This window comes from Acetobacter sp. UBA5411, from assembly GCF_002409645.1.
In the GTDB taxonomy this organism is placed as follows: domain Bacteria; phylum Pseudomonadota; class Alphaproteobacteria; order Acetobacterales; family Acetobacteraceae; genus Acetobacter.
This window is the reverse complement of the sequence record NZ_DHNR01000026.1, coordinates 1-15406: the sequence shown is the minus strand read 5'-3', so window position 1 is coordinate 15406 and position 15406 is coordinate 1. Positions and strand designations below refer to the sequence as shown.

Here is a 15406-nt window from a genome sequence, read left to right as displayed (position 1 = left end):
CCTACTTCCAGCAGGTCGGCGGTATCCCTGTGTCAGTGCCGTCCACGGAGCTGACCTACGGGCTTGAGCGCCTCGCCATGTATGTGCAGGGCGTCGAGAACGTCTATGACCTCGCCTTCAACGACGCCGGTCTGAAATATGGCGACGTGTTCCTGCGGGCCGAGCGTGATTACTCGCGGCATAACTTTGAGCTGGCGAACACGGAGATGCTGCATCGCCACTTCATCGATGCCGAGAAGGAGTCTGTGGCGCTGGCAGAAGCGGGTGTAGCCCAGCCTGCTTACGATCAGTGTCTGAAGGCCAGCCACCTGTTCAATTTGCTCGATGCGCGCGGCGTCATCAGCGTGAGCGAGCGCGCTTCCTATATCGGTCGCGTCCGCACGCTGGCGAAGCTCTGCTGTGAAACCTGGCTGGCCGAAGAAGCTGCCACAAAGAAGGTGGAGGGGTGAGTCATGGCTGAACTTCTGCTCGAACTTCTCTCGGAAGAAATCCCGGCCCGCATGCAGGAAACGGCGGGCGAGGATCTGGCGCGTCTGTTCCAGAAAACCTTCGCCGCCCTCAATCCTCGCGATGTGAAGACCTTTACCGGTCCGCGTCGCATCGCCCTTACCTGCGGTCTGAACACAGAAGTCCCGGCTGAAACCGTTTCCGAACGCGGCCCACGCGAGAGCGCGCCGGAACAGGCTCTGGCCGGTTTCACACGCAAGCATGGCGTGACCAAGGACGATCTGGTTCTGGAAAACGGCTTCTGGGTGCTGAACCGTCAGACGCCCGCCATTTCCGCCGAAGTTTCTCTGGCCGAGCGTCTGCCCGAGATTCTGCGCCAGTTCCCGTGGCCGAAGTCGATGCGCTGGGGCACGGGTAGCAGCTTTACGTGGGTGCGTCCGCTGCGTCGTATCCTGTGCCTGCTCGATGGGACAGTCGTTCCCTTCTCGCTGGCGACGGACACGGACAATGGTCATGGTCTGAAGAGCGGCAACCAGACGGAAGGGCATCGGTTTTTCCCGGTTGGCGCGACCCATTCAGAGCCGTTCACCGTTTCTAATTTTGACAGCTGGCGCGACGGGCTGCGTGACCGGTGCGTGCTGATCGACGCGTCGGAGCGTCGTCAGACCATCCTGAAAGGCATCAATGAACTGGCCGGACAGGAAGGGCTGAATATCGTCCCTGACGCCGGACTGGTCGATGAGGTTGCCGGACTGGTCGAATGGTCGGTGCCGCTGCTCGGTCGCATTGACGAGACGTTCATGGAACTGCCTGCCGAGGTGATGCAGGTTTCCATGCGCGTGAACCAGCGTTACTTCGCGCTGCGTCACAGCGACGGCACGGCCGCTCCGCGCTTCGCGTTTGTGGCGAATATCGAACCCAGTGACGGCGGCGCACAGGTCATTGCCGGTAACGAGCGCGTGCTGCGCGCCCGCTTCTCCGATGCGCGTCACTTCTGGGATCTGGATCGCAAGCAGACGCTTGAGTCGCGCGTTGCGGGCCTTGATCGTGTCACGTTCCATGCCGATCTCGGTAGTCAGGGCGAGCGCGTGAAGCGGCTTGTGCGTCTGGCGGAAATCATCGCGCCGATGGTGGGCGCCAACCCTCAGCACGCTGCTCGTGCCGCGCTGCTGAGCAAGAGTGATCTTTCCACCGGTATGGTCGGCGAATTTCCCGAGCTTCAGGGCGTGATGGGTGGTTATTACGCCCGTCATGACCATGAGCCTGAGGATGTCTGCACCGCGATTGCCGAGCAGTATATGCCGCGTGGCCCTGCTGACACCGTGCCGACGGCTCCGGTTTCCATCGCTCTGGCGCTGGCTGACCGGTTCGACATGCTGGTCGGGTTCTTTGCTGTCGGCGCAAAGCCAAGCGGCTCTGGCGATCCGTATGGCCTGCGTCGCGCAGCTTTGGGGATCATCAACCTGATCCGCACCAACAGTCTGCGTCTTGATCTGGTGGCGCTGTTTGTGAAGGCGTCCGAGGCTCTGCCCTCTGCCCTTCAGAACGCACCTGATCTGGATCTGCTGCCGGGCTTTATCGCCGAGCGTCTGCGCGTGCAGCTTCGTAGTGAAGGCGCACGTCACGACATTCTCGCCGCCGTTTCGGTTGGCAATACGGACAGCGATATCGTGCGTCTGCTGGCTCGTACGGATGCGCTGGCTTCCATGCTGGCGACGGAAGATGGCAAGAACCTGCTTGCCGCGACCAAGCGGGCTGCGAACATCCTGCGGATTGAGGACAAGAAGGACGGCCCTCACGAAGGGACGCCCGACGCGGCGCTCTACACGCAGCCGGAGGAAATCGCTCTCGCCAATGCGCTGGGAGCGGTCATCCCCAAGGTGGAAGCAGCCTTTGGCGAGGAGCGTTATTCAGATGCGATGCGCGAAGCTGCCAGCCTGCGCTCCGTGCTGGACACATTCTTCGACAGGGTGACGGTCAATGCCGATGACCCGCAGGTGCGCGGCAATCGTCTGAAGCTGCTGTCTGAACTGGTGCGAATGACGCGCCTGATTGCGGATTTCAGCCAGATTGATGGGTGATTGAGGCTGAATGGCTCTGATGCGTTAATGGAACCGGGATGGGCATGACCTGTCCCGGTTTTTTATTGTTTGGCTTACTTAATTATCTGTGGCCAATCGTTTGAATGACTGATTTGGGGGGATTCAGGACTGTCCGCTTTACAGCGTGAACATTCAAGAAGCAGGTGTCATTGTCGCCACGATAACCACCTTGCCATCGAAGTTGTCTGGTATTTCTGGCTATCGTCAATCGACGGCAACGCCTTCTCCACGCGCCTTTTTGATGGTGTCGAGCAGCACGACGCACTGTCTGTCGGTAGGAATCTTCATCGGTATCTGCATGGCAATCTTCAAAACACCGATCTCCTTCGGAGTCAGCAGGCGTTTCGAGGCCAAGGTGTCGTGGATTACGATCCATTTTGAAGCCGGGATCGCAAAAACCTTAGTCTGAGCTTCAATGCCGTTGTCCACTTTCTGGGTATTCCGAGCAGCCCGCTTTTCAGACAGATGGTCGTCGCGGGACAGACATTCGCCGTCGAACTCATCTGGCAAGAGATCGGCAAACTCGTCCATATTTTCCAGCATCCGCGTCCAGCAGGCCTCACGCTTGGCCCATTCCGAAATATTCGAAATACCTTGCATCGGGCGCAGGAGGTCATCGTTCACGCGGGAAGCCACAATCGCAATGGTGCTCTCGAGGATAGGACTTATCGCCTGCGCGCTCCAGACCCTCTGAAAATCGAGACTTTTTTCCCGCCGTCTTGTCAGTTCGCTGAGAACGGCCAGCGTATAGGAGACAATGTTGGCACGATAGCCGTTATTATACCAAGGCTGCGCTGACACAATCCGTTCGGTAGCACGAAATATGATCCCTCGCGCAACGGCGCGTTTGAAGTAAGCTTCGTTGAAACTGTCCGACGACTTGTCCCATTCCTTGCCAATCCGGGCGGCGTAACGGGCGAAGTTCTTCTCTGCTCCCAAATTCACGTATCGCGGATGCTCATCCCAGACGTTCTCGAATTTCGCAAGATCCGTTTTGGTCAGCATCTGCGGCTTCGGATTTTCCGCCTTGAACCGCTTCTGCTCGGCAAGGGTAAGTTTGGCCTGCGCGTCCGCATACTGACCGCGGGCGCGCTCATAAAACCATTTTGTTTCCCGCTGTGCACCTTTGCCCGCGGGTGCCCATAGGCGCCGGGAGAACTCCTCCATGCGGATATGGTAAGCATGGTTTGAGAAGAAATCCGCAGCCTGAACCCGGTTCTGGGTGTTGGCATACTCGGAAATGCGCGGGACGACCTTCTCACTCTTATCACTGTCGATGATGGACAGCTTCATCTGTACGAATATCTGTGTGAGGTCGGCTTTGTCCTTTCGACGGGTGTGGAACAGCGACGCGGTGGTTTGTCCACCGTTCACAATCTGAAGGTCGGTTATCCGGGTGATCTGGAGGCCATCTCTCGTCCTTTTCGTTGCGACGCCCTGTGCTGTAGCTGTAATGCCGTTGTTGTAGGCGAAGAACATACCCGGCTCGGTCATGATGGTCGTGCGGATACCTTGGTTGACCCTCGCTCTGGCCTGAAGAAACGTACGGACGTTCTGCTCCAGCAACCTCGCGCCGAACTTCTCGTATATTGACGAAAGGATCGGTCCCGGCATGACGACGAGATAGGACTGATAAGCATCTGTCCCCAGATGGGCGGGAAGGCAGGGTATGCCGGTTCCGAACATAGCCTCGAAGTCTAGGTCCAGCGCCTCTTTGTGGCTACGGGAACTGCGCTGGCGATGAAGGCGGGAGATATCCCAGATGTGAAAGCTCGTTGCGATACCGGCTGTCTCGGCATCCGGCAGCGCCTGAATCCGGTCGCTCAAGGTACGCTCGGAAACGAGAATAAGATTGAGATGCCGAATCCGCGATTTCCTGTCTGCGATCTGCCTTGCGAGGCCATATTCCGGCGACGTGATTTCCAGATCAGCCGCCAGATTCTTCCGCAAACTGGCGTCAAAGAAATTGACCACACGCTTGAACGCGGTATCAACATCGGTGCGGGTAAGGGATGCCAGCTCAGTGCGGCTGTCGAAATCCGCCACGAAAAGGTTCAGAACGCCTTCGTCGTTGAACCAGTATCCGTCCACACGCATACCGCGCTTCGCCCGATAGTGTGCGAACTCGAAGCCTTCCGTGAACCCCGTCTCTGTCAGCTCGCGGGACACGACACCCATGAATTCGGCCAGCAGAAAGCTGCCGTTCGCCTCGGCTCCGGCCAGCAAATCCTGACGGAAATCATGGAAGAACTCGTCGGCGGTCGTTTCCAATCAGGGTCTCCGGAACATATCGGCTTCATCGCAGGAGAACGGCGCTATCGCTTCCAGCATGACGTCGTAGGAAACCTTGGTGATGCCAGGTGGCAGCTCCGAGCGGATCAGGCGGGGAAACCCATCGGTCACGCGGTATCCCTGAAGGCCGCCGACAATGAAGCGTGAAGCATCGTATTCTGCGAGTGGAACGTACCCCACGCCTGCGAGTTTATCAGCAAACTGCTCGATGGCATTGGCGTCCACAAGCTCACTGTCGATCAGCCCGACAATATCGTTCAGTGACAATGCTTGGCCAGCATCAGGTTGACTGCTCAGGCGCTGGGTCAGGAGAAACATCTGGTCAGCAAGTGATTCCAATTGATCCTCGGTCGAAATGCGGACAGTGCTGCGCTCTCGACCGGAAAGCGACTTCACTTCGATGGCTCTGTTGCCGAAAATGAAATCTTGATGGGAATCGTCGGGACCGCACCACGCATCGACGGCGGCGAGCTGCGGCAGCGTGTCCTGATAGAGAAGGCGCAGAATGTGCAGTTCGCCGAACAGGCCACGAACCTCCTCGGGCGAGAGCAGGCGGGCGTTCCGCCCCGCCAGAAACGCCTTCCAGCGCCGCAGATGGGCAAGTGCGACGGCCAGTGCCGTCGCCGGGTCCGCGACATCCCTGAGGCTGCCAATGAGGGTTTCACACAGGCCAAGAAACAGATCGCTGTCAATATGACGGGCAAGCGTGAGAACGAATCGCTGCTGTCCGGCACGATCACCTTTGCGAAGATCAAAGCCGATACCATGCAGAGAAACCACATCACGGCGGAGCTGTGCGGTATGATCGCCATCCAGCTCGATAATCAGCAGGCACTGTCCTCCGGCATCCCGTCCCCAGAAGATGGGGACGCCCGTGGTTCCCGCGATGCGGAGAACACTAAGATCAGCCGCCGGTGTCGGAATAGCGTCCCACGGCACGGACCTACTCATCGTCATAGTCCTCGTCGGCGTCAGGATCGTCGTCCATCGAGCCGTACATCTCCTCCATCCAAACCTTGTTGGCGATCACCTCGATCTCGAAGTCGGCTCCGTACAGGCCGTCAGGGAAGCTCAGCCCCCATGCGGGAACCCTGTAACCAGCGAAAGCAGGATTTTCGGTCGGTTCCAGAACATGGATTATCAACAGCGGCTTTTTACGGACCATCCGATAATGAACGTCCGAGGGCTTTTTCTTTTTGGATTTGGCATCCTCGGACGCCAGCTTCTCCGCGGCGGAAATCTGATCGTCAGTCAGGCCAAGCTTCTCGTCGCCGCGACTGGCGACACGGTATCCTGAAACCTGCCATTTATCAGGCGTGGCATCCTTTTCAGCCGTCCGGTCTTGTGCGCCAAGCCGATATGCTGCCGGGTCGCCAGGCCCTTTCGAGATAAGCAGAACATCAGCTTTGGAGAATTTCGGCGCAATCTTGAGCAGATACTCAACCGCGTCAGCTTTCCGCTTTCTCGCAGATTTATGCGCCTTGAACCGCAACAGAAACTCATCCACTTTCCCGACATCAACGTCAGGAATGAACCACCCTTTTTCTGTCGGTTGCACTGTGCCGCCAAACCCATCGCGCCAGTATTCCGCGATCAGCTCCTCGTTCTCCAAGTTGATCTTAGTATCAAGAGGAAGCAGCCAACTCTCCTGAAGTGTGCCAGTGAGATTCTGGTTGAGAACGATCTTTTCACCACTGCGCATCTTGTTGGCGGCAGTCACCATCAGGCTGTCTGGATGGGACTTCACATAGAGGCCGAAATCCCTTGGACTCATGTCGGCCTGACGCATCCGCGTGATCTGCTGACGCAGCTCCTCAGATGCCAGTGCGATATGCTTATACCAGTTGATCGAGTCATTCGGCAGCCAGACGCGGCAGACATCCTCGTAGCCCGGTCGATAACCGAACCAGCGCCCCATCTGCATCAGCGTGTCGTACATCTTGGTGTTGCGGTACATGTAGCTGATTGTCAGCCCTTCAATCGTCAGGCCGCGTGACAGGCTCAGACCGCCGATAGCGATTGCGGTCAGGCCGATGCCATCCTTCTCGTACCTCGCGAAATCGAGAGCCTCATCGCTCTTGCTGTTGACCACATAGGTGCGCAGATTTTCGAACACACCCCAGAGAGCCGCTTTCACTTCGTCCCAAGTGAAGTTCCTCCCGCTAAACTCATTGGCGGCGAACTCAGCGGCGAATTCAGCACGCAGACGGGCCATGTGTTCGTTTTTCGATGATGCGGTTTCCGGCATCATGTAATTGGCTTTCACGGCCTCCCGTATCCGGTCGAGGCGCAGTCCGATGAAGCTCCGCACCTCCTTCTGAACGGATACGAAGCGAGACACATTGACCAGCATGGAGCAGTGTTTCCGCTCCTGACCTCTGAGGTTTCGGAGGGCTCGCGCGACAATGAACTGATCGAGTGCACGATAAAGGCTGGGCGGCAGTTCCGCGACTGGGAAACCGTTCTTATGAACGAACGGAAGGTATTCCTCGCAGTCGTCGATCTGCCGCAGGATAGCACTGCTGCTCGCATCGTTCAGAAAAACCTTGTCCGGCCCGAAATATGTGGTCGGCGCATCCAGCGAGTGAATAAAGTCGCTCGGAAACAGCTCTCCGTAGGCATCCTTGTCGAAAGCGTCGGGGTCGATGAATATGTTGGCGAACGGCGTTGCAGTGTAACCGACGTAGCAGTTCTTGGTGAACAGCCGCAGAATCTTCCTGATCCACGCATTGGTGGCGGTCGGATTGATATCCGGCTTGTTCGTATTGATCGATGCGTTGTCAGCCTCATCGTCGATAACCAGCATGGGGACATCGGCAATGCGGTCGCGCCCTTTCGCGTTCAACTCCCGCAGCCAGATGTACAGAGCCTCAAGCGTCTTCACATTCTTCTTGATGACCAGAATGACAGGATTCTTGAAATCGTTCAGTTGTGCGCCGCTGACATTCGCGGTCTGCTTGTTGAAATCGGAGTTGATGTTTGTGAGCGTGACAGGGTTGGGATAGTTACGGTTCAGACCGACACCGATGTTGACGCGATTTTCCGGGTCGCTGGAGCGTCCGACAAAGCCCTCATCAACACGCTGCTGTGTCTGCTTGCGCAGATTATTGTGAATGCCCGCAATGACGATGATGAACTTGTATCCGGCATCGGCAGCCTTCGCGATCACACCCATGTAGTTGGCAGTCTTGCCGGACTGGACATGACCGATGACAAGGCCACGACGCTTCCATTCACCTTCACTGGTTGGGTCTTGGAGCAGACCGAGAATCTTTGAGCCGTCAGCGTTGAGGAGGGTGTTGACGACGGTCGGTTTCCAGCCTTGGCCTCGAAGATAGCCACCGTAGGCATCTGCATAGGTGGTGCAGATCTCGCGCTTGTGAATCCAGTCCTCGTCGTGCGCGGCATCGACATCGATCAATGAAACGCCCGCGTTCATGCGCGATGGTATCGCTGTCTCGACTTCGGTTATGATGTTCTGGAGATCGCCGGAGTATCCGAGATGCGGCGCGAGAAGAGCGGCTTTCGCCGCAATCTCGTCTCGTGACGGCAGCCCGTCCTGATCGTCGAACGCACCGATCAGTGCAGCAAGAACAACCTTCTCCTTATCGCTCTGCTTACTCAAGCGAATTCCCCCTGAATGTAATTATCAACGATCTCAGCATGGTCGTCAAAGAGTCGCGTCGATCTGACAATCTCCCTGAATGCGTCCGCATTTCCCGACCCGTCATCCCATAAGGCGCGTCTTATGTCGTCAAGGCGATCCCTCACGTCATCGACCGGCGGCATCTGACGCACATCGCGCGGGTTAGTCGAATAATCCGAATAGACCATCTCGATCGGCAGCGACGCGGCAACGGATTCCAGCAGCAGATTGAGATGACGGACGCCTTCGCCATCCAGCTTCTCATGCAGGCGCTGCACCAGAGGATGCGTGCCGTTCAGGGCATACCGGATACCAGTCTTGTCGGCATATCGCTCCCAAAGCGGCGCGGTAACTTCATGGAAGAGCTTCTGGCCGCGCCCACGGTGAACGGTGGTGCTTGCCCCTGAAACCTGAGCGATAATCTGCCGAAGCCGTTCCCGTACCGGCAGCGGCGGACGGGATCGCGACTTCTTGATGTCGATGGTCCACGCCTCATCGAGGCTGTTCGGAAAATCGATCTGAACGCGGGCCAGCTTGGTCGCTTCCCCCTTCGGTATCAGCCTGAACCAGTCACCCCACGCCATCAGCCTGCCGTTGCGGTAGATGTAGGCTCCCTGATTGGAGATGAAGTCGCTGCGATTCTGATAGAAATCGTATTCGCGAGTCGTCAGGTTCGAATGGTGCGGCAGAATATACGGCTGGAGATGCACCGCCGCCGATCCTATCCGGACGATTTCCTCCGGCAGATGTCTGGTGTGGGTGTTTTTGCGGCAAAACGGGTCGAAGGCTTCGACTGGATGCCCATTCACCGTGATCGCGATGCGGCGCCACCCCCGGACTTCACCGGCCAGAAAACGATGGAAAACGAGTGCCAGATGCTTTTCCAGCACGTCCAGCTTCTCATTCACGATCTCGTCCCGGCAGTTGCCAGTCTCGTCCTCCAGCAGGCGATCCATCTCCCGCCAGATGACAGCGGTGCCGTGTGCGCCAAGTTGATCCACATAGGGCAGAGCCGCGATATCCTCCTCGTCGAGGATGCTGAGAATCCAGTCATCCGCCTTGTCGATGACGTCGAGGTTCCATTCAGCCCCTGACAAGCTGCCATCCTTCGCGCTCACGACGGTGAGGGAGCGGCATTGCGAGAAGGAAGCGGTTTTGAGACCGAGACCGAACCGGCCCAAGTCTTTGGGGGATCGCTCAGCACGTGGGTTTGCGGCCCCATGCCGCATCGCCGCAAGAAGCCCGGCTGCGTCCATGCCACGCCCGTCATCAAGGATGACGAGGACTGGCTGCGGAGCTGACGGCTCACAGAAGATATCGATCTTCGATGCATCGGCGGAAATGCTGTTGTCGATCAGGTCGGCAACCGCTGCTTCAAGCGAATAGCCCAGATCGCGCATGGAGGCCGAGAGGCAGGCCGCACTCGGCGGCAGACGTTCGGGTCGTGCCATCAAGCTGCCTCGCGTATTTCGATGGAAAGCTGCTGCACGATGCGATCGGCATCGGCTTTCAGCTCACATTCCCAAACCGTCATGACAGTCCAGCCCGCCGTCTCAAGCGCGGCCCTGTTCCGATTATCCCTGTCCACGTTCCCATCAAATTTCGCCTGCCAGAACTCGGCTCTGGTGGAGGGGGTGGTCGCATTCCGGCATCCTTTATGCCGGTGCCAGAAACAGCCGTGAACAAAGATAACAGTGTGGTATTTCGGCAGAACAATATCGGGCTTGCCGGGCAGGTCTTTAGCGTGAAGCCGGAACCGGAAGCCCGCACGGTGCAGCAGCGACCGGAGCCGCAATTCAGGGCCGGTGTCGCGTCCCCGGATCCGCGACATGTTCCTGCTCCGACGCTCCGCCGAAATCGTATCCGCCATCACTGCTCATCCGGTACAGCGTGAAGGACTTCGGCGACAATATCCGCAATCTGTCTGGCGAGTTGCGGCGGCACGGCGTTGCCGACCTGATGGTACTGCTCCGTGCGCGGGCCTGCGAAGAAGTAGTTGTCCGGGAATGTCTGAAGCCGCGCCGCTTCGCGCACTGTCAGGCTTCGACATTGAGTCGGATCGTAATGGATGAAGTAGTGGCCGTCCTTTGAGATGTGGGACGTGATGGTCGTCGAGACATGGCCTGCGAGCTGCACGCGGAACCTGTCCGAGAACATCTTGCCTATCCGCCCTTCCTCGACATTCTTGTGATCCGGCAGCAGGCTTGTCGGGAAGTCGGCCAGCTTCGGGCTGCGTCCGGTCTTCTCCGCAAACGTCGCGGCATAAAGATAGCGACGCAGGTCGGACGCCATGTGGCTTCGCGCCTCGTGCGCGGTCAGCACTGTCAGTCTACCGTCGTAAAGGCTGCGCAACACTTCATGCGCTGGCTTGCGCATACTGTATCGTGAAGACGATATCTGGTGAGGTGATTTGACTTCGATCAGCTTCTGGAAATCCAGAGCCTTCGCAACGTCACTGGCATAAACCGCGCCATTGAGCTGACGGCGGACGTTCATGCTTGATATCGCGCGAAGCTCGCTCTGCCAGGCCGCCGGGCTGTCCTTCGCCTTTGATAGGCTGCTGCGTATGGAAGGCAGCGATCCTATCGTCTCCTGAACGGTGGGAGCGATCATCTTTTTGAGCGATCCCGGACGGACTTTCAGATCACCGCGAATGCCGACGATGAACATCCTATGCCGCGCCTGCGGAATACCATACTCTTCGGCGCGGACTACGAAGAGGCGCGGGTCCACATCCCCTTCCGCCATATCCTGCTCGGTGAGCGAATACAGCTTGTAGGAGAGGTCGTCAGGCGCTCCGGGAATGGCGGTTCCGGGATGTGAAAGATCGCGTACGATCCGGGTGATCGCCGATTTGCCGTCGATGGTGGCGGAAAGCAGACCCTTCACATTCTCCATCACGAATACCGGCGGGCGGTGATCCACGATGATCCGGAGATATTCGAGGTAGAGGGTGTGTCGTTCGTCTGCGGCGAAATCCTTGCGCCCCATCATCCGTGAACGCCCGACCAGCGAATATGCCTGACAAGGTGGCCCCCCGACGAGCGCCCATCGGCGGCATTCACCGACGCGGTCACGAATGATCTTCTTCACCTCAGTGTGGGATTCCGGTCCAAGCGAAATCCGCAACGCTGACGAAGCTGCATTGGCATATGCTTCGGGGTAGAGGCGATACATCTCGTCACGGGTCATGCCGCCCTTGAGGAAGGTGTAATATTCATCTGGCGCTTCGCCCTCCCGGAACTGACGGATGAAATGGCGCAGAAGCAACGTCTGGTGAGAGAATAAGTCTCTCTCGATGGAAACTACGCTCTTGAAGCAGGGCCGGCCTTTCTCATCCGAGCTGAGGGAGAAGCCTTCACCGAGGCCGCCGGGACCTGCAAACACATCGACTACGGGGAACGCTGCGTCTCGCCACGACGGACAGGATTGGCCCGCAACGCTATTAGCCGGTGCCGAAAATTCTTCGATGATAGGATCAAATGCAAGCATGCCGATGGTCAGTTTCCGGTTCTTTCGAACGTTGCACCAGAAGTAAGCGACATGCGTTGAAGTTCCTCTACGCTTACGACAACAGGCCTGCCATGCTTTTCTACTTGGACAGCCGTCGCTCTGATACGGTCAAGCAGCATCCCGAAACCGTTTTGGGTGTCCTTTGCAGACATGGTTCGCATGTAATTTACTCTTCCAAAATGAACAATTCTAGTTCCTCGGGATGTCCTGACAACTGAGTTCTCACGCTGCCCCGGAACAATCTACGACTTTAGACCTCCCGTTTCCATTCCTCGGACCCCATGAGCGACGTCTGCTTTGAGGACACATGGGGCTGTATTCGGGCGTCCGGCATGAAGGCGACTGCCGCCTGTCTGCTCTGTTCACCAAGAATAGAGCAGACAGGCTGGCGTGCGGGGAAGCAGAAGATCGGTTATAGAGTAGCAAGGTCATCAATGAAGTGCCGAGCTACAACGTCATATGCAAGAGATAGTTTGCTGATCTGGATCGAGATAAATCCAATCTATACGCTTACAATTCGTCGCCACTGCTGCCAAACCCCGGGCTGAAAAGACGCTTGTAGAGACGCTCTGCGTAACTATCCGTCATTCCAGCAATATAATCGCATACACGACGCTCCTTAGAGCTTTCTATACACCCATCTTGCCAGGATGACTGTGGAATCAAGCTTTCTGGATCTGACTGTAGAGTTTCGAACAACCACTTTACGACCATTTGACCACGTCGCTCAAGCTGCTGCACCTCAGCCTTCTTAATTATGAGTTCGTAAGCCAGTCCCTTAAGGGATTTCAATAGCTTTGTGTGAAGATCGGGAAGAGTTGCGTTGAATCTGAGAAGTGGATGTGCGTATGAAACATTTTCTGAAAACTTCACGCTACTGACAAACAGGTTTACAAGCCCAGAAATCATCTGCTTTCTTTGGAAACTGTCAGCAAGAAGGCCGTTCGCGACTAAATCGGCATTAAAACCATTCAAGGATTTACTAGCAAGTTCGTTGAAAGCCACTGTAATTGCATTTCGGACAGCACTCTCGGTCGCCAAACCTCGAGCGACAATGTCCTCTATGTCATGAATGCCATAGGCAATGTCATCAGCAAGTTCGAGGATACTGCAGTCAAGGGTATGGTGAGCCTGTTTGCCGTTAGCTGATTCTATAAACTGCCGTCTATCATTGGGTGAGAAGCCATCGAGAGCCCATGCGACAACATCTGCTTCATCCTCATGAAAAGACTTGGGGGGTGACTAAAGGCGTCAAGGTCAAAGGTTTTGATTGAACGAGGATACTTCAATATCCCCAGAATCAAACGACGTGTTGGATACAGCCCTTTTCCTCGTTCATTATATTTTTCAAGTGTGGTTATAATGCGAAGGGTTTGACCATTTCCTTCGAACCCGCCGTGCTGCAACATAGCTTCATGCAGCGCTTGCTCTCCTTTGTGTCCAAACGGCGGATGACCAAGATCATGAGCGAGACAGGCGGCTTCAATCAGATCCCGCTCAGATAGCCACTTTTGGTCGTTCTCAGGAAGAATCTCTTTCCTGGATTGTAATACTTGAAGTAGACCATAACCGATCTGGGACACTTCAATAGAATGAGTTAGGCGTGTGCGATGAAAATCACCTTCTCCGGCTACCCATCACCTGCGTCTTGCCTTGTAGCCGCCTAAAAGCAGCTGAATGCATTACGCGTGCGCGGTCTCTCTGAAATGGTGAACGAGGGTCTCCTGAGCGTTGGGGCTGATTTCCATAAAGTTGCTCTTTAAAAAAGCTTAAATCAGAGGTCATGGGTATGTCCTGCTTCTAATGATCTAGGTCGATTTTAAGTCGAAGATTTATGCTTTCCAATGTCGGCCACAAGGAAGCTGCCATGCTACATTGTCGTCACGGAGGCACGAATAGACTAAATTTATTATTTGGCTGCTGGGCCAATTTGACGGTTCAGATTCGAACAGATGATGTCCGCTGTGTGGAAAACTAGGCTCAGGACTCATTCTTTGAGATAGAAGATGAAACTTGCTGCGATGTGGATGGCAGACATGAATGTATGGGTGCAGCGGTCATATCTGGTCGCAACACGTCGCCAGTCTTTCAGCTTTGCGAACATGTTTTCGATAAGGTGGCGCTTTTCATACAGATGCCAATTGTAAGACGGCTTTGATTTCCGGTTTTTCTTCGATGGAATGCAGGCGGTAATGTTCCATTCGACAAGAGATCGTCTGATCCGGTTGCTGTCATAACCCCGGTCACCGGTGACTTCTTCTGTCCCGTCGGGAAGATCTGCAAGCAGCACATCCGCCCCTTTGAAGTCACTGACCAGTCCAGCAGTCAGATGAAGCCGGATCGGTCGGCCCTGACCGTCGCACACAGCATGGAGTTTTGAGTTCAGGCCGCCTTTTGTGCGTCCGATATGGCGGGGAAAAGCCCCTTTTTGAGCAGGGAGGCTGCTGTCCTGTGCGCCTTGAGGTGTGTTGCATCGATCATCAGACGCGTCGAACGGCCAGCCCGTTCTGTCAGCGCGACGAAGATCCGGTCAAAGACACCCAGGCGGCTCCACCGGATGAAACGATTGTATAAGGTCTTGTGAGGGCCATACCCTTTCGGGGCATCTTTCCACTGAAGCCGATTACGGATCACATAAACGATCCCGCTCAGGATCCGCCGGTCATCTACACGCGGCACTCCGTGAGCCAGAGGAAAATACGGCGTAATCTGCTTCATCTAGCTCTCAGACAACAAAAACATGTCACTCACAGGCCAATCCTCCCAGGTTGTCTGTGAATCACGAAACATAATTCAATTCAATAAATTAACAGGTCCTAAGCCTAGGAGGCAGACAGATGCGGCGCTACGGTTTACGCGACGATCAATGGGAACGGATAAAGGATATTTTCCCCGGTCGGGAAGGTCATGTCGGCGGCACGGCTGCGGACAACCGTCTGTTCGTGGAAGCCGTCCTGTATCGCTATCGCGCAGGCATTCCCTGGCGTGATCTTCCTGCCCGTTTCGGAGACTGGAAAAACGTGCACCGGCGTTTACGCCGCTGGTGCAAAAGCGGTGTTATTGAGCGGATCTTTCGTCATCTGGCCGCGGATCATGACAATGAATACATGATGATTGACAGCACGATTGTCCGAGCACATCAACACAGCGCGGGCGCTCTCAAAAAGGGGGCACGGATCAGGCCATCGGGTGATCCCGGGGCGGGCTGACCACAAAGATCCATGCCATCTGCGATGCCCTGGGCAATCCGATGGAGATTGACATCACACCGGGTCAGAATGCGGATATCAACAGGGCAGAACAGATGCTGGAAAACATCGATCCGGATGCCTTCCTCGCCGACAGGGCGTATGACGCGGACAGACTGATTGATCGGCTGACACAGCGCGGGATTACTCCGGTCATC

General features: G+C 56.2%; 11 protein-coding genes and 2 pseudogenes. 3 read left to right on the top strand and 10 right to left on the bottom strand.

Going from position 1 to position 15406, the window contains the following annotated elements; translation table 11 throughout:
* Both B3759_RS07710 and glyS read left to right on the top strand, forming a co-directional pair.
* Positions 1–449: glycine--tRNA ligase subunit alpha (locus tag B3759_RS07710; RefSeq protein ID WP_291365241.1), on the top strand; the 449-nt coding region annotated here is incomplete at its 5' end.
* A 3-nt stretch (positions 450–452) separates the two neighbouring features.
* The gene (gene glyS / locus B3759_RS07705) at positions 453–2528 is read left to right on the top strand and encodes a glycine--tRNA ligase subunit beta (RefSeq protein WP_291365240.1); all 2076 of its coding nucleotides are present in this window, start codon (positions 453–455) and stop codon (positions 2526–2528) included.
* A gap of 225 nt (positions 2529–2753) precedes the next feature.
* Here the strand turns inward: glyS and B3759_RS07700 are convergent, their stop codons facing one another.
* From B3759_RS07700 to B3759_RS07660, 10 genes and pseudogenes are all read right to left on the bottom strand, one after another.
* Positions 2754–4820: an AIPR family protein gene (locus B3759_RS07700; protein WP_291365238.1), complete on the bottom strand. Its 2067-nt coding sequence runs from the start codon at positions 4818–4820 to the stop codon at positions 2754–2756.
* Positions 4821–5792, bottom strand: coding sequence for a PD-(D/E)XK motif protein (locus B3759_RS07695; RefSeq protein ID WP_291365237.1), 972 nt, complete (start codon positions 5790–5792; stop codon positions 4821–4823). It abuts the gene before it with no gap.
* A complete protein-coding gene (locus B3759_RS07690; protein ID WP_291365236.1) occupies positions 5785–8466 on the bottom strand; it encodes a Z1 domain-containing protein in 2682 nt (893 codons plus the stop codon). Before B3759_RS07690 ends, B3759_RS07695 begins: the two co-directional genes overlap by 8 nt.
* Positions 8463–9938, bottom strand: coding sequence for an ATP-binding protein (locus B3759_RS07685; RefSeq protein ID WP_291365234.1), 1476 nt, complete (start codon positions 9936–9938; stop codon positions 8463–8465). The genes B3759_RS07690 and B3759_RS07685 overlap by 4 nt, the downstream gene beginning before the upstream one ends.
* Positions 9938–10357 (bottom strand): very short patch repair endonuclease, encoded by a 420-nt coding sequence (locus tag B3759_RS07680; RefSeq protein WP_291365232.1) that lies wholly within the window; start codon positions 10355–10357, stop codon positions 9938–9940. The genes B3759_RS07685 and B3759_RS07680 overlap by 1 nt, the downstream gene beginning before the upstream one ends.
* Positions 10357–11979 (bottom strand): DNA cytosine methyltransferase, encoded by a 1623-nt coding sequence (locus B3759_RS07675; protein ID WP_291365230.1) that lies wholly within the window; start codon positions 11977–11979, stop codon positions 10357–10359. Before B3759_RS07675 ends, B3759_RS07680 begins: the two co-directional genes overlap by 1 nt.
* A gap of 531 nt (positions 11980–12510) precedes the next feature.
* The gene (locus B3759_RS07670; RefSeq protein ID WP_291365228.1) at positions 12511–13005 is read right to left on the bottom strand and encodes a hypothetical protein; all 495 of its coding nucleotides are present in this window, start codon (positions 13003–13005) and stop codon (positions 12511–12513) included.
* Positions 13006–13151: 146 nt separating this feature from the next.
* Entirely contained in the window at positions 13152–13583 is a 432-nt protein-coding gene (locus tag B3759_RS07665; protein WP_413788517.1) for an HD domain-containing protein, read from the bottom strand.
* Positions 13571–13716: pseudogene (locus B3759_RS16930) on the bottom strand (deoxyguanosinetriphosphate triphosphohydrolase); the annotation flags it as partial. The pseudogene B3759_RS16930 and the gene B3759_RS07665, both read right to left, overlap by 13 nt.
* 271 nt (positions 13717–13987) lie before the next feature.
* Positions 13988–14718, bottom strand: a protein-coding gene (locus B3759_RS07660) for an IS5 family transposase (RefSeq protein ID WP_291365226.1) whose coding sequence is annotated in 2 segments (ribosomal slippage) — positions 13988–14418 and positions 14418–14718 — 732 coding nt in all. Because the reading frame shifts where the segments join, the coding sequence is not laid out codon by codon here.
* Between the two features lie 119 nt (positions 14719–14837).
* Between B3759_RS07660 and B3759_RS07655 the strand changes: the two are divergent.
* A pseudogene (locus B3759_RS07655) lies at positions 14838–15406 on the top strand (IS5 family transposase); the annotation flags it as partial.

Excerpts from the sequence above, each read along its gene's own strand:
- glyS (WP_291365240.1), top strand. The coding sequence starts at position 453 with ATGGCTGAACTTCTGCTCGAACTTCTCTCGGAAGAAATCCCGGCCCGC.
- B3759_RS07695 (WP_291365237.1), bottom strand. The coding sequence starts at position 5,792 with ATGAGTAGGTCCGTGCCGTGGGACGCTATTCCGACACCGGCGGCTGAT.
- B3759_RS07685 (WP_291365234.1), bottom strand. The coding sequence starts at position 9,938 with ATGGCACGACCCGAACGTCTGCCGCCGAGTGCGGCCTGCCTCTCGGCC.
- B3759_RS07680 (WP_291365232.1), bottom strand. The coding sequence starts at position 10,357 with ATGGCGGATACGATTTCGGCGGAGCGTCGGAGCAGGAACATGTCGCGG.
- B3759_RS07675 (WP_291365230.1), bottom strand. The coding sequence starts at position 11,979 with ATGCTTGCATTTGATCCTATCATCGAAGAATTTTCGGCACCGGCTAAT.